Origin of the sequence: Apibacter muscae (assembly GCF_007845595.1) — a bacterium.
Taxonomy (GTDB): Bacteria; Bacteroidota; Bacteroidia; order Flavobacteriales; family Weeksellaceae; genus Apibacter; species Apibacter muscae.
In genome coordinates, this window is the sequence record NZ_SELI01000020.1 from 117,880 (window position 1) to 133,314 (window position 15,435).

General features: G+C 29.2%; 12 protein-coding genes. 6 read left to right on the top strand and 6 right to left on the bottom strand.

Annotated elements, in window-relative coordinates; genetic code table 11:
* Nucleotides 1–189: 189 nt before the first annotated feature.
* The 3 genes from ETU10_RS08040 to ETU10_RS08050 all read right to left on the bottom strand — a co-directional run bounded on the left by ETU10_RS08040 (nt 190) and on the right by ETU10_RS08050 (nt 5,263).
* The gene (locus ETU10_RS08040; protein WP_146262510.1) at nt 190–1,971 is read right to left on the bottom strand and encodes a hypothetical protein; all 1,782 of its coding nucleotides are present in this window, start codon (nt 1,969–1,971) and stop codon (nt 190–192) included.
* 410 nt (nt 1,972–2,381) lie between these two features.
* A complete protein-coding gene (locus tag ETU10_RS08045) occupies nt 2,382–4,082 on the bottom strand; it encodes a formate--tetrahydrofolate ligase (RefSeq protein WP_246118452.1) in 1,701 nt (566 codons plus the stop codon).
* A 164-nt stretch (nt 4,083–4,246) separates the two neighbouring features.
* Nucleotides 4,247–5,263: an RNA ligase gene (locus ETU10_RS08050; protein WP_146311305.1), complete on the bottom strand. Its 1,017-nt coding sequence runs from the start codon at nt 5,261–5,263 to the stop codon at nt 4,247–4,249.
* A gap of 148 nt (nt 5,264–5,411) precedes the next feature.
* Between ETU10_RS08050 and ETU10_RS08055 the strand changes: the two genes are divergently transcribed.
* From ETU10_RS08055 to ETU10_RS08065, 3 genes are all read left to right on the top strand, one after another.
* Complete coding sequence (locus tag ETU10_RS08055; RefSeq protein ID WP_146311307.1) at nt 5,412–6,203, top strand: DUF2797 domain-containing protein; 792 nt, start codon at nt 5,412–5,414, stop codon at nt 6,201–6,203.
* Nucleotides 6,204–6,248: 45 nt separating this feature from the next.
* Complete coding sequence (locus ETU10_RS08060) at nt 6,249–6,788, top strand: hypothetical protein (protein WP_146311309.1); 540 nt, start codon at nt 6,249–6,251, stop codon at nt 6,786–6,788.
* A gap of 93 nt (nt 6,789–6,881) precedes the next feature.
* Complete coding sequence (locus ETU10_RS08065) at nt 6,882–7,403, top strand: hypothetical protein (protein ID WP_146311311.1); 522 nt, start codon at nt 6,882–6,884, stop codon at nt 7,401–7,403.
* On the opposite strand, the gene ETU10_RS08070 is transcribed toward ETU10_RS08065, so the two are convergent.
* Nucleotides 7,387–9,852 carry a TonB-dependent receptor gene (locus ETU10_RS08070; protein WP_246118448.1) on the bottom strand — a complete coding sequence of 822 codons (2,466 nt, stop codon included), beginning with the start codon at nt 9,850–9,852 and terminating at the stop codon, nt 7,387–7,389. The two genes, ETU10_RS08065 and ETU10_RS08070, sit on opposite strands and share 17 nt — an antisense overlap.
* On the bottom strand, nt 9,839–11,497 hold the full coding sequence (locus ETU10_RS08075; RefSeq protein ID WP_146311313.1) for a M23 family metallopeptidase: 1,659 nt from the start codon (nt 11,495–11,497) through the stop codon (nt 9,839–9,841). Before ETU10_RS08075 ends, ETU10_RS08070 begins: the two co-directional genes overlap by 14 nt.
* 267 nt (nt 11,498–11,764) lie before the next feature.
* Here ETU10_RS08075 and ETU10_RS08080 point away from each other — a divergent pair, with 267 nt between their 5' ends.
* From ETU10_RS08080 to ETU10_RS08090, 3 genes are all read left to right on the top strand, one after another.
* Nucleotides 11,765–12,451 carry a hypothetical protein gene (locus ETU10_RS08080; protein WP_146311315.1) on the top strand — a complete coding sequence of 229 codons (687 nt, stop codon included), beginning with the start codon at nt 11,765–11,767 and terminating at the stop codon, nt 12,449–12,451.
* A 27-nt stretch (nt 12,452–12,478) separates the two neighbouring features.
* Nucleotides 12,479–13,789 (top strand): M28 family metallopeptidase, encoded by a 1,311-nt coding sequence (locus tag ETU10_RS08085; protein WP_146311317.1) that lies wholly within the window; start codon nt 12,479–12,481, stop codon nt 13,787–13,789.
* A gap of 194 nt (nt 13,790–13,983) precedes the next feature.
* Nucleotides 13,984–14,412 carry a hypothetical protein gene (locus ETU10_RS08090; RefSeq protein WP_146311319.1) on the top strand — a complete coding sequence of 143 codons (429 nt, stop codon included), beginning with the start codon at nt 13,984–13,986 and terminating at the stop codon, nt 14,410–14,412.
* 58 nt (nt 14,413–14,470) lie between these two features.
* Here the strand turns inward: ETU10_RS08090 and ETU10_RS08095 are convergent, their stop codons facing one another.
* Complete coding sequence (locus tag ETU10_RS08095) at nt 14,471–15,394, bottom strand: bifunctional riboflavin kinase/FAD synthetase (protein ID WP_246118449.1); 924 nt, start codon at nt 15,392–15,394, stop codon at nt 14,471–14,473.
* Between the last annotated feature and the right edge of the window lie 41 nt (nt 15,395–15,435).

The window sequence follows — 15,435 nt, forward strand, 5'->3', positions numbered from 1 at the left end:
GTTAATAAAAAAGATTAGTGTTTAAAATTTTAAACTTTAAAGAATTTTTTTTAATTAAGCCTAATCTTGTACTATATAAAGAAAATCGATAATATAGTATTAATTTAAAAAACTTTACTAATTAATTATATACATAATGAATAACTTTAAAACTTAGTATTGTCATATTTATTTAGGTCTAAAACTAATTTATTGAATTTTATGTTTTTGAGCCCAATTAAAAGCCCAAGCCATTACATTTAAATAAAAGTAGGAATTTACAGATGGAGGAGTAGAATATACGTTAACTAATGGATTAAAACTTGAGTCAAATTTTAAAGGGTAGTTATATGGAGCAATATTGCCATATCTATTGGAAAAGGGAGCCCCATCCCCCACGAAAAGATAACCTTTATTTTTATGTTTAAAAGAAATATAATCATTACTAGCAGTACTTCCTGCATAGGCTATATAGTCAGTTTTCTCTGGAGGAAGATTAGTAAATGAAAAATTATTTCCTCCATCAGAACCCAAGTTGTGGTTTAATAAATTAAAAAAATATCCGTCAATTATTTTGTTATTAGCGGATGCAAATAAAAATTGTCTGGCAGTAGTTAATCCATTAACAGTTATGTTTTCATCATTGAATATACTTTTAGTAATAGATAATGCATTTTGGTTTCTTACAGCTGTAGGTCCATCTCCGTCCATACATAAGACAAGGGCTCCTCCAGAATTTACAAAATTTACTAGTGCCTGTATATTATTAACAGTAGCTGCCGAAGTCGAAGCACCACTTAAAAAGTTATACTCAGCAACAATAACATCTGGATTGAATGATTGAATAGTGCCAGCTAAATCAGGACTTTCTCCATATAAAGGTAACATAGTAATACTTTCTACAGGGAATGTTGCTTGTTGATTATTACCGAAATGTTTATCGGTTTCCATTAATGAACCGTAAGTAAAATTGGTTACACCTCCAAATTTCTGATTACCAGCAATGTTCCAAACGCCATCGGTAGTATTGTTTCCTAAACCTAAAACTTTCATACTTCTAACTGCTATTTTAACTTTAAAATCACAATTGGTTATTGACCCATTACCACTGGCATTTAATTTAAAAGTATATTCTCCACTTTCAATAGGAGTTCCATTCCCTTGAAGTGTTACAGGATAAGTACCAGCGGCGCTAAAATTTCCAGAGCCACTAAAAGAAATGCCATTTACAGTATTAGAGGTAATTTCCCAGCTTCCTTCATTGGTAGTGCTGACGTTTAATGCAATAGTATTAGTTTCAGTAAGAGGTTTTTTAACAACGTATACTCCATCGACGATAACTGTGCTACATTGAATATTTACATTAGCAAGAGCAGGAAGTACAGATATTGTTTTTGCAGTATCGCAAGAAATATCTAAATCTTGAGATTTAATTGTTAATAAATTTTCACCTTTTTTTAAAGGAGTGCCCATACCCATTACTTTTATTGTATAAGAACCAATATAATCAAAAACTCCTTCTGCTTGAAATGAATAGTTATTATCTGTTATAATTTTGATGTTGTAAGTTCCAGGCTTAGTAATATTAACTGGTACACTTATATAGTCAGAATCAGTTAAATTATTACCTTCTATATAAACGCCATTTATAACTATGTCTTTACAATTTATAGTAAATTTTGCTTTTCCTTTAACACCGCATAGGCTTTTCCACTCAGTCTCGCTGGAATTCCAATAGTTAAAACAGTTTTCAGTTGTATTGTAGATTAATAAACTATTATCAGTATCGGTTAGGTTAATTTCAGTAGAGTTGCTGCTGGTAAGACTGTTTCTTTGTTGTTCAGTAAGTCTAGGAATTAGTATACCAGCATTTTGGGAGTAAACTTCTAATAAAGAATGTGGATTGGGATTATCTATTCCAATTCCAACTTGCGAAAACAAATTAATTTGAATAAATATAATACCTATAATTAATTGAATTTTTAATTTCATAATATGAATTTTCTAAAGAAAAGTATATTTAATTTTTTTACAAAAATAGTAATTTATTAAAGTAATAATTATTAATTATTTACAAATAAGGTAGATATTTAATTTTATTAATAATTTTATTTATTTTATGTTGATATAATAATAAAAAAAATATTATATCTTTTTTAAGTGTATTTTATTGGGGTGATATAATTAACTTGGTATTCGGATATCATATATCTATACAAAATGTAAATTTTTAGCGATATATATTTAATTGAAAATTTCTCATTAAAATAATTATTCATTTCAAATAAAAATTATCTTAGTTTTTTAAATTCATTAAATTTTAAGTAAAAAAATAAGTCTATGAATGATTATAAACAATCATTCATAGACTTAAAAAATAAATATTATAAAAATATTGCTGACTAGCTTAAACCTTCAATCTGGCCATCAACTATGTCGATATTCATGGCTTGAGGTTGCTTAGGTAAGCCAGGCATACGCATAATATCTCCTGCAATAGCCACTATAAATTCAGCTCCTCTATTTATTACTATATCGTTGATTTGAAAGTCAAAATTTTTACTAACCCCGTAGGCTTTTGGATCCGAGGAAAAAGAATATTGGGTTTTTGCAATACAGATTGGAAATTTATCCATTTCTGTATCCTTAAGTTTCTTTAATTTACTTTTTGCCCTTTTACTAAAGGTTACCGAAGAAGCTCCATAAATATTTTTAGCGACTTTAGCAATTTTTTCTTCAAGACCATCTGCTTCACTATATGCAAATTGAATTGGATCTTGGGAAGGATTTTCTTCAATGGTTTTTACCACTAAATTGGCAAACTCAACAGCACCTTCTCCACCTAGTCCAAATGAATTATTTTCGGCTAAAGGAATGTTCCTTTTTAAACAGAATTCTTTTAATATTGATAATTCTTCTTCAGTATCTGAATTATATCGATTAAATACAACCATTACGGATTGTCCGTAAGACTTAATGTTTTCAATGTGTTTTTTTAGATTTTCTAATCCTTGAATTAAACCAGGTATATTTTCATCTTTAATTGCATTTAGAGGAACTCCACCATGCATTTTTAAACCTTGGGCTGTAGCAACAATAAGGGTAAGCTTAGGGCAAAGTCCAGCTTTTCTGCACTTAATATCAAAAAATTTCTCAGCCCCTAAATCCGCACCAAAACCTGCTTCAGTAATTACATAGTCAGAAAAGCTCATCGCCATACGGGTAGCTAACACAGAGTTACAACCATGTGCAATATTAGCGAAAGGTCCACCATGAATAAAAGCAGGTGTATTTTCAGTGGTTTGTACTAAGTTTGGATGGATGGCATCTTTCAGTAAAACAGTAATAGCACCGGCTACCCCTAATTCTTTTACCGTAAACATGCTTCCATCTGCTTTATAGCCCAAAAGAATATTTTCAATTCTTCTTTTTAAATCTTTAGGATCTTCTGCCAGACATAAAATTGCCATAATTTCAGAAGCGGGTGTAATGTCAAAACCAGATTCTTGTGGAACGCCATTGGCAGTTCCACCCAATCCACTCACTATATTTCTAAGAGCTCTATCGTTTACGTCTAAAACACGTTTCCACAATACTTCTGTAACCACATTGTCAGTTCCGCGGTTTTGGTAATTGTAATTGTCTAATAAAGCTGCAAGCATATTGTGTGCAGAAGTAATTGCATGAAAGTCTCCGGTAAAATGTAAGTTTATATTTTCCATCGGAAGGACTTGTGCATATCCTCCTCCTGCGGCTCCTCCCTTCATTCCAAAACAAGGACCTAAAGAAGGTTCACGAAGTGCAACTGATGCTTTTTTACCAATTTTATTTAGTCCTAGTGCTAACCCAATAGAAACGGTAGTTTTACCAATTCCTGCTTTGGTAGGGGTAATGGAGGTTACTAGTATTAAGTTAGATTTTTTTTGTTTTTCTGGAGATTGAAGATTCCAAGGAACCTTTGCCATAAACTTTCCGTAAGGGATTAATTCATCTTGTGGAATATCAATTTTTTCAGCTATTTTATCAATAGATTCAAGGGTTGTTGATCTAGCTATTTCTATATCTGAAGGTATTTTATTAGAAAAATCTTTGGATGGGTTCATAGTTTTTAAACAATGTTGAGAATTGATTTCAAAGGTACTATTTTTCTTCAATTATTTAATAAATCAAAAGTTTCAAAAAATTTAAATCTGTGTTACTGGTATTTTTGAAATCAGTTTTTTATAAGAAGAAATTTTATTTAATTATACATTAAATCAAGACTTATTTAAAATTTATTAGTCAAAGGTTTTTCAAAGTCAGGTTTAATTATTTTCCATATAATTGGACTATAGTCACGTCTATCAAGCATTGAAAATAAAACTTTTGGATAGGAGCATGTAAGGAAATAACTAGCCGTTTCTTTACGAGAATTTAGAATTTTAAAATCTTTTTTACATTGATTTTCAATTTCTAAATAATGGTCTGTGAGTTTGTTTCTTTTTTCTTTCACCCATTGGAATATTTCGTCAGGAATATTTTTTAATAAATCTTCCAAAGGTTTACCATTTTTTAAATCTTCCCATAGGCTTATAGATGATACTTCTGTAATTATTTTATGCAAACGAATATATTCAGGAAATTTAGCTTTTATTCTAAATCCGTTGGAAAATTTGATAACAAAACCTTCATTTAATAGATCGTAATGTTTATTCATATCCTTCATAGAGTTAATACCAAAAATTCTTTTAGCTCTGGGGAATCCTAAGTCATCCATGGAAAGTTCTTTGCCTGTGAAAGTTTCTATAATGGCCAAAAGTACTAATTCTTCTCTACTTCCATAGTTTACAACAATTCTGTTTTCAGGATAAATGATTTCAAATAAATAAGTGTTTCTGGGGTTTAAGTTTTTTATTAAGTTTTTATACTTGGTGTATAGCAATTCATTTGCCTTTTTTGCCTGTAAGCTGTTGAATGAACCACGCGTAGCAATATACGGTTCATTATTTACCCAATAGAGAATACCTAAAGAACCATCTAATTTCTCAAAAACTTCAAAACCTAGCTTTGGGATCTGATCATCATTCAGTTCTTCCCAATTAAAAAATTTGGGCAAGGGTCGTGCGACGATCTCATAGTTTTCATTTAAAATTAATCCTCTGCAACTCAACGTTAATTCATTCCAATGTTTCTCATATTGAGTTTTTTGTGTATAATTATATATGTACCATGGATATTCTGGATGTTTTTGTACTTGGATCCAACCATCCTTTATGGCTTGTTCTAATCTATCTTTTGAAAACATGAAAAATAATTTTTAGTTTAAAAGTAACAAAGTTATTAAGGAGGTACGCGGTTTATTTGCGTGGAGCCATTGATTCTATAATTTTTTTATACAATTTAGCGATAAGCTGTATATTTACTCATAAATATAACCTTTGCATTTAAATTCTATGATAATTACAGGGCTGCTTACCAAAATGGTGACTGAATTGGATAATCCTATACACTATTATCTAAATTTTGAAGAAGAAATTATCTCAGTAAATCAGCTTCTTAATAAAAATATCAAGGTAAAATTTAACCATTGTCAATGTTTAGAATGCGAAAATTATGTTGAAATTTTTGCGATGGGTTTTTGTAAAAAATGTTATTTTTCTTCTCCACATACGGGAGAGTGGGTGGTGAGGCCTGAGCTTTCTAAAGCACATTTAGGAGAAGAAGACCGGAATTTAACCTATGAATCTAAAGCGCAGTTGCAACCTCATGTAGTTTATTTAGCGAACACAGGAGGCATAAAAGTGGGAGTTACCAGAAAGTCTCAAATTCCTACCCGCTGGATTGATCAGGGTGCTGAATATGCAATTCCATTGGCTGAAACAGAAAACAGATATGAGGCTGGATTGATTGAAGTTGCTTTAAAAGAAAAAATTTCTGATAAAACTAACTATAGAAAAATGTTACAATCGGAAGCTTCTTTTTTTGATTTAGAAAAGAAAAAAGATGAACTAAAAGATGATATTCCTGATTTCCTTCAAAAATATTATTTAGAAGAATCAGAAATGATTCATCTAAAATATCCTATTGTACAATATCCATTAAAAATAACTTCAGTGAATTTAAAGAAAGTTCCTGAATTTGAAGGAAAATTAATCGGTATTAAAGGGCAATATTGGTTGTTTGAAAATCATTTAGCATTTAATATTCGTAGCCATGAAGGTTTTGCCATAGACTTAGAATTTTAATTTATACTTTTTTGACCTTAATTAATCTATAAATGAAATTTTACTGTGAATGATATAAATAAAATCGGAAGAAATATAGCTTTAATTTCCTTTATTTTAGGAACGATTTTATTTGCTGTATTTACCTTAACTTTATCTGATACTTGGGCTCTCTTCAGTTTTTTTTTAGTTTTAATAATGATAATTATTAATTTATCCTTTTTAATATTATTATTATATAAATTATTTGTTAGAAAAGATGGGAGAAAGAAAATTGTTATAACAATTTTAATTATCTTTCTTAATATCCCAATAGCTAAAATTTATGAAATTGGATTTTTAATTTTATTAAATACAATACAGCTTACTATAATTAATAAAAGCCAAGAAACTATAGAAAATATTAAAATTCAGGGTTGTGATGAAAAATATATTAAACAACTTGAGCCTAATGAAGGTAAAACTGTTTGGATATTTATTCCCTATGATTGTTCCATTGATGCAACTTTTAATATACATGAAAAAAGAATGAAAGTTGTAATAATGGGCTATGTAACAACAATGATGGGGGAAAGAGTTCTATATGAAATAAAAAATAATTCTTAAAATTTGAGAAACTCTTATTTGTGACTTAAGATGATACTATTAAAAATTATTTTAAAATATTTTACACTTATATTACTTTTTAGTGTCTTTTTTTTGCTAACTAAAAGGTTTGGAGACTATTGCAGTGATATTTATGTAAATATTTTTGTAATTCCTTTGATTGGTATATTAACAATTATAAACCTAATAATCCTATATATAACAGATACATTTAAAAGTGACTATAGTATTACAAATAAAATAGTTTTAACTTTATTATCTATTTTAATTATTAGTTTAACTATTGGATATTTAGCTACCAATCAAAAGCCCTTGTATAGATTTGATACAATCTCTAAATTATCAACTTATAAAAAAAATTATAGTTTAGAGATGTTTAAGAATAACAATTACCAAATTGTTGTTATAGATAACCATTATCAATGCTATTACAAAGGGAAATATGTAATAGAAAATAATATTTTAAAACTTCAAGACTTAAATGATGCTATAAATACTGATAGACAAATCTCTAATAAATACATTATAAACAATCAGCTAGATACTTTAAAACCTTTGAATCAGGGCTATCCGTATTTAGTGCTTTTTCATGATTCCATTAAAATCTTGCGTTAAGTTTTAGGTTAAAAAATCGTCCAGTTAATTTATTTGGCACGGCATAGTATATAGACTGGGGGCTATTAATATCTCTGATCCATTGGTTACTAATTGTATTTTTGATATCAAAAACATTAAAAATTTCTAACCCTATAGAAAAATCTTTAAATTTTTCCCAAGTTGAACCTTTTTTCGCTTTATTTAAAAATTGATCCACAAAAACGTAGGTTAAACCTATATCCGCCCGTTTATAGTCAGAAAGCTTGGTTTGGTATTGATAGGGATCGGTAAATAAGGGAGCTCCGTTGGGTAGGCCAGAAGCATAAACTAAATTAACGCTGGCTTTTAGCTGCGGATAAATTTTCATATAGTCTTGGAAAAATAATCCTAACTTTAATCGTGGATCTGTAGGGCGGGGTATATAACCTCTTCCATCAATATTTTCTTCAGTTCTTCCGTAAGAAATGGAAAACCAAGATTCTGCCCCTGGCACAAATTCACCATTTAGTCTTGCATCAATACCATAGGCGTATCCTTTGGAATTATTTTCACCGGTATAAATTACTCTTACGTTATCTATAAAATAAGGGATAAGGTTGTCCATTTTTTTATAGTAAATTTCCGTAGTTAGTTTAAAGGGACGATTCTTGAACATTTTAAACTCAAAATCATTTCCTACAATAAAATGTAAGGAACGTTGTGATTTAATATTTTTATTTAAAGTTCCGTCTAAACGCATAGCTTCTTTATAAAATGGAGGTTGATAATAAAAGCCTGTTGCGAAGCGAAAAAGCATATCTAGATTCCAAGAAGGTTTAACAGCTATTTGTGCTCGTGGGCTTAGGTTGGTTTCTCCGTTAAAATCCCAATAAGTACCTCTTATCCCTGTATTGATTAATACACGTGTATCGTCTTTTAATAAAAATTTTGTGGTGTATTGTAAATATCCTGAAATTCTATTTGCTTTTAAATGATTGTTTGCAGCTGTGTGATAGTTAAGTACTAAATCTGAATTATCTATTTCCCCCGGTGGAAAGAATTTTCTGGGAATTGAATAGCCTAATGAATCTAGTACTTGCCATTCATTTTTTAAATTTCTTGTGTCTTCTCTTTGGTATTGAATACCTGCTTCAAGATTTGAGTTTAAGGAAATTTTATACTTAGTTTTGAGGTGTAAGCCAGCCACGAGCAAATCTAAATTATTTCTTCCATGGTCTACCTGTCCACCAATTCCAAATGTAGGAATGGAGCTTCCGGTTTCGGTATCATTTTCGTATAAACGATAGGCAGAAGTAATATCAAAAGATTCTTTTTCTTTAGAATGAAAAGCATAAGTATCCAGATTAAATGCCCATTTTGCATTAGGGTTAAATTGCAATGCTAATGTACCATTCATCGTTTGGTATTTATCTTTTTCATCTCCTTGATAGGTTACATTCAGATGAATTGGATTATTTAGAGTACCAAACTCTACTTCTCTAGATTTAGGTTCCATTTTAAAGTAGTTAGAAGAGTAGTTTCCTAAGAAAGACAATTTCCAAAGGGAAGAAATTTTATATTGTACAAAGGTTTGAACATCAAAATACTCGGGATTGAAATTTGTATCTCCGTCAAAGGTATTTAATATTAAGTTGGTATTTCTATATCTAGCACCTACTATACCGGTGAGCTTTTGTTTATTTTGGTCTTTATTGTCAACAAAACCCAAAGTTATACCCCCACCTAATAAACTAGCTTCCAGAGAGGTTTCAAATTTTTTAGAAAGCTTATAAGTAATATCTAAAACGCTAGACATCTTATCTCCGTATCTGGATTCAAATCCGCCGGCAGAAAAATTTATCGTAGACACCATATTGGGGTTGATAATGCTCATACCTTCCTGTTGTCCGCTTCTTAATGTTAATGGTCGGTAGATTTCTACTCCGTTAATGTATACTAAATTTTCATCATAATTTCCACCTCTAACTCTATAATTAGAACTTAATTCGCTAGCGGTACTCACTGCAAAAGTGTTTAGCAAACCTTCAACACCAGAGCCTAAACTTGGCATATAATTTAGATGGGAGACATCTAGCTCAACAGAAGTTAAATCTGAAGGTTGTTTTTTACCAATAAATATTACCGGTTCTAAAGATGAATGATATTCTATTTTATCGTTATTTACTAAAGAGGCAAGTGAAAAATTTTGAGTTAAGTTAATACTAGTTGACTCTATAATTTTTTCAACAGGTTCAAAATTATTTTTTTGAATGGAAATAGTAAAACTTCTATCTTTCGGAATAGCTATAGAATATAAGCCGAGGCTATCCGAATATTGTATGGTTGAATCTGTAATTGATATTTTTGCCCCTATTAAAGGTTTTCCTTCTTTATCTATAATTTTACCAGACAATGTTATGGATTGGCTCCATAAACAAACTGTAATTATAGAGAAACAAAGGGTTAGTTTTTTTTTAAAGCTTCTCAAAATTATTTTTGTAAATTTTTAAATTGTTCGCCTCATCCATTACTCTAACTTCAACTTCATGAAATCCTTTATCAATTCCTTCTTTTGATAAGTCTGGAATGAATAAACTGTTCTGTTTATATTCATATTCAGCCAATATCCATTTACCATCAATCCATACATCATAGCTTTTAATTCCTGATTCTGCATCTTTAATGATAAAACTTAGTTTTTTTCCAACTTGCTTAGATTTAGTTAACATTGGAGAAGTAATCGTTGGTGGTATATCATCTAAAACCAAAGAAAATTCTCCTAAATCTTTAGGTGATGCAGTGAAAATCCCATTTTTATAGGTGGTTGGTAAATATTGCTTTTTCGCTGGACCATAGTTGGATTGTCTAAAAATCACATAGTGCTCAGCTTTATTCTTATCTAAAGTAGACCAATCAGGTTTAATACTTAATTCAAAGGCTTTATGTAAAGGTACAGATGAATTATGGATTTTGAATTTATTGATTTCTAAAGGTTGAAAATCAAAATCAATATTTTCATAAAAGGAACCTTTATCAAATTTAATATGAATACCATTTTCTTTGATTTCTAAAGGTTTTAGAATTTCAGCAGTATATTTTCCTTTAGCAGGTTTTGTAGAGGTGGATATATTTTCAATTCCCTGAACTGTAAATGAACGGGTAGTTGTATTTCCTGCAAAATCTCCAGCTACTAGCTTAATAGAATAATTTTTACCAGATTCTATTTCAACGATGCCCTTGTTTTGGGTTTGTTCATACATCTGTAAAGTATTTCCAGGAAGTAAGTAAGTTCTATAAATCCAACTATTCCTATTTAATTTTTCTTTATAGTCTATTGTTGCATTTATAGCTCTACTTTCATCAAAAGAATGTCTATTTGCTTTATATTCAGAAATAAGTTCATCGTTGACATAAGTCTTAATAAAATATATTCCATTTAGGTTATTAGATGCATTTTGTTTATCATAGGTTTTAATACCAAAACCAATTTTACCAGCTGCTAAATAATTTCCGCCTTGAGAAACCATTATTTTTTCTCTGCTTCCATTTACAATTCCTTCAATAGGATAGATCCATGTGCCATTAATTTGTGGTGGAACATTATCTGCTATATCAAACCCAAATAAAAAGGGATTTAAAATTTCTTCAGTTTTTGTGTCTCGAACTTCAAAATGCAAATGAGGACCTCCGGAACCTCCAGTATTTCCAGTAAGAGCAATTAGATCACCTTCAGTAACTGGTAGTTCATTCGGCTTTAAATATAAGTCAATAGAATAATTTTGTTTTTTATACTGTTCTTCCCTAGCTTTTGTGTCAATATCCCCTATTAGTTCACTTAAATGACCATAAACGGTAGTATATCCATTGGGGTGATCTATATAAATGGCCTTGCCATATCCATAAGGGGAAATTTTTATTCTTGAAACATAACCATCTTTAGGCGCTAAAACTTTTACACCAATTCTTTGTTGGGTTCTAATGTCTATACCTGCATGAAAGTGATTGTTTCTTAATTCACCGAAATTTCCAGATAAAGAGATAGGGATTTGAACGGGAGATCTAAAATCTTTAGGGAAATCTTGTGAAATTAACAGTTTTGAAAGAAAAAAAGTAATTAGAGCAATTTTTTTCATTAAATTTTTAATTGATTTAAAAATCAAAAGTAATAAAATCAAAAAAAAAAAAAAAAATAATTATTAATAGAAAAGTCACATATATTTATATCAATATAATTTAGTTGTTTTTTATATGTGTATTAATTGAGCTAAATATGAATATCATTTTATTTAATAGGTAAATTTTTTGTGTATTGAAGTGCTTGTTTGGGTTATTTAAAATTAAATAACACTTATTATATTTGTATTAAAATAAATATTTTAAACTTAAAATTATTAAATAAAATGAAATCAAAAAACTTTAAAATATTAATATTTTTCTTTATTATTTTAACTAATGTAAAAGCGCAAGTAGGTATTAATACAGATCAACCTTTGGCAAATTTAGACGTTCAAGGTAATTTAGAAATACCAGAAGTAAGATTAAACATTAAAGATAGGAGGACAAAAGAATATACACAAATCGATTATTCTAAGGGGGTTAATGTTATGATTGATCCTAATGGGTATTTATATAAAGCCAACAGTACTGGGGGGATTTATTATACTACCTTTGACCAACAAATTTTAATTCCTGTTAATTCTATAAATGCATTCCCAATTGTATCTTTGTCTGATAAATATGCGATTGCAAGATTTTCATTTAGTACAAATATATCTTTAGCTGCTCAAAGCCAAGCAACATTATTTGGTACTATAGCTTTTGGTAACGCTTCTGGCTTTGTTCTTTCAAATTTAGCTTCTGGAGCAAATGATTTGACTCAGGTAGGAGCTCCAAGAATTACGTATTCAGCGGATAAAATGCAAGTAACCATTGATTTTCCTCAAGCAAATGTAATAACATCTAATGTGGGTTTAACTTTTAAATATAATAATGCTACTGGAGAAATAACTGTGCAACCTACAGCCTCTAATCCAAAAACAAATATTGTTGTTAATATATTGGAATCCTTAAGAACTAGAGTTTTATAAAAAAGTTATATTTTTATAAAAAAAATTGTGAGAATTTTAAATATATTGTGTTTAATAATTTTAATAAGTTTTAATTCAGCTCTATATTCTCAAACTCCTAAAGAATATGCTTTGCAAGTAATAAATAAACTGACCTCTCCTGAATTTTCAGGTAGAGGTTATGTCGATGATGGAATGAAAAAAGCTGCGAATGAAATTGTCAATCAGTTTGAAAAAATTGGAGTATTAAAATTAGGGGATAGCTATTTTCAAACATTTACTTATCCAGTAAATATTATTGAAGATTGCTCATTGAAAATAAATGATAAACAACTTACGCTAGGGATTGATTATTTGGTAGGTTCAGGGTCTCCCTCCTTAAAGGGTACGTTTAAACCATTACCATTTAATACTGCAGTAATTGATAGTTTGTTTGAATGGGGAGATCGTTCATACTTTGATCTTGAGATGCAAAGATTGAACCATAAACCGGTCGTTTTTCCTGATGTTCGGTTCATTGAAAATTTGAGTACAAGGGAAAATACGGCTAATCAATTTTATAGAGAAATACCACAATTAATTAGTAATGGAGAATTAGAGGAAATTAATATTCCTTTGGCAATTGAACAAACATCCTCAAGATTTATTCATTCGTTAAGTCCAGTTCAAACCTCAACTGTAAATTTATTTATTAATAGTCAATCGGTTCCAGAAAATATTGATAAAGTTGATATTGATTTAAAAACAAATTTTGATTCTAAATTTGAATCTCAAAATTTGGTAGGATATATTCCTGGAGAGCGTTCAGATAGTTTAGTGGTTTTAACCGCTCACTATGATCATTTAGGTAAAATTGGTAATACTATTTTTCCGGGAGCAAATGATAATGCTAGTGGTGTTGCATTTCTATTATCTATGGCTAAGATATACACTAAAGAGAAACCAAAATTCACCACTTTTTTTATAGCTTTTGGAGGGGAAGAAGCAGGTTTAAAAGGATCACAATACTTTGTAGCACATCCACTGATTGATCTAAATAAAATTAAATTTCTAATAAATTTTGATATGGTCGGAACTGGAGAAGAAGGTATACAGGTAGTAAATGGTAAAGAGTTTCCTAAACAATTTAATCTTTTAGAATCTATAAATTATAAATATAATTACTTAAAAGAAGTTAAAACTAGAGGGAGTGCGTGCAATAGCGATCATTGTCCTTTCTATAATAAACAGGTACCCTCTTTTTATATCTATACTTTAGGAGGAAAAAGTGGGTATCATGATATTTATGATAATTCTGTTTCCTTGTATGGTTATAACCAATTAATTGCCTTAACTCGTAAATTTTTAGATAATTTATAATTTAGGAGACTAAACATTTTTTTATAAGATTTAGTGTTTTAAAACTAATTTCATGAATTCTAGCATTTTAGATGGTAGGGAATTATATAATTGTACGCTAAACATTCTTTTCTACTTTATTCATACAAATACTAAGATAAACTTATGGCATAGTTTTAGTTTATACTATTAATTCATGTTAAATATTAAAATTTATGAAAAAATTATTAGTTTCTGTTTTTGTATTTTTATTTACATCTGCAGCGTTATTTTCACAAAAGTCTAATTCACAAATTGGAAGAGAGTACGGTGAAAAATATAGACAAATAGGACAAGATCGATCTTTATCAGGATATGAAAAAGGTCAAAGAAAAAAGCAATTATCTTTAAAGAAGAAACAAGAAATGATTAGAAATAATCAAAACCATAACCATAATAATCATGGTGTTACTTCTAATTCCAATGAAAAAGAAAGACTTGAAAAAAAAATAGATAGATTGGAAGAAAAATACGATAGAGAAAAAAAGAATATTGAGAATAATTATAATTTAAGTAAATCCGAAAAAAAGAGTAGAAAAAAGCTTTTAGAAAAAAAATACAAAGCCGAAAAGGAGATTCTTAAAAAACGTAAAGATAATTTGTAAAATTAATTGTATAAAAAAAGTCCATTTTAATCAAATGGACTTTTTTTATATGTAATATCTAAAGATTAAAGAACTTAATTGTCTCCATTTTATCAATGCTTAATCTATTTTTAAGTTCATCTAAGGATGAAAATTTTATTTCATTTCGCACTCTTTCATAGAAAGAGACTTCAATTATTTTACCATATATATCCTGATCAAAATTTAGAATATGAACCTCAACTTGTTTTTTTACACCATTAACTGTTGGTCGCATTCCTATATTCATCATTCCATAAAATTGATTGTTATCAATTTTAACCTTTACAAAATAAACCCCATGGGTTGGATGTATTTTATGAGGATCAATTTCTAAATTAGCAGTAGGAAATCCTAATGTTCTCCCTATTTTATCCCCCTCAATAACTTTTCCGGATAATATAAACGGATATCCTAGCCATTCATTTGCCTCTGAAATAGAACCTTTCAAAAGTTTGTTTCTAATTTTAGTAGAACTAATAATTTCTTGATTTTCACTTACAGCAGGCAATTGGTATAGTTTAAAATCTAATTTTTTAGATTGGATTTTTAAATTTTCATAATTTAATTCTCTATTTTTCCCAAAGTGTTGGTCGTACCCAATAACCAATGCATGTATATTCAGTTGATTAACCAAAATGTTTTGAATAAACTCTTCGGAGGATAATTGACTAAATTCTTTTGAAAACTCTTGTATAAATAGATAGTCTACAGAAAATTTTTCAAAAAGACTAATTTTTTCATCTAAAATTGTTAGTAAACGAAAGTCTGCTTCAGGATTTAATACCAAACGGGGGTGCGGAGAAAAAGTCATAACTGCAGTTTTACCTTTTTCTTCTTTGGCAATATTCTTTATGTAATTTAAAACTGATTGATGCCCCAAATGAACCCCATCAAACATACCTAAAGTAAAAACAAGTTTTTCATTTTTTGGTATGTTATAATTTCCCCTATATATTTCCACTAGTACTTTTACAAACAAATTCGTTGCAAAAGTATGATAAT

Coding starts and splice junctions, on each gene's coding strand:
- ETU10_RS08045 (WP_246118452.1), bottom strand. CDS start 4,082: ATGAACCCATCCAAAGATTTTTCTAATAAAATACCTTCAGATATAGAA.
- ETU10_RS08050 (WP_146311305.1), bottom strand. CDS start 5,263: ATGTTTTCAAAAGATAGATTAGAACAAGCCATAAAGGATGGTTGGATC.
- ETU10_RS08055 (WP_146311307.1), top strand. CDS start 5,412: ATGATAATTACAGGGCTGCTTACCAAAATGGTGACTGAATTGGATAAT.
- ETU10_RS08040 (WP_146262510.1), bottom strand. CDS start 1,971: ATGAAATTAAAAATTCAATTAATTATAGGTATTATATTTATTCAAATT.
- ETU10_RS08080 (WP_146311315.1), top strand. CDS start 11,765: ATGAAATCAAAAAACTTTAAAATATTAATATTTTTCTTTATTATTTTA.
- ETU10_RS08075 (WP_146311313.1), bottom strand. CDS start 11,497: ATGAAAAAAATTGCTCTAATTACTTTTTTTCTTTCAAAACTGTTAATT.
- ETU10_RS08090 (WP_146311319.1), top strand. CDS start 13,984: ATGAAAAAATTATTAGTTTCTGTTTTTGTATTTTTATTTACATCTGCA.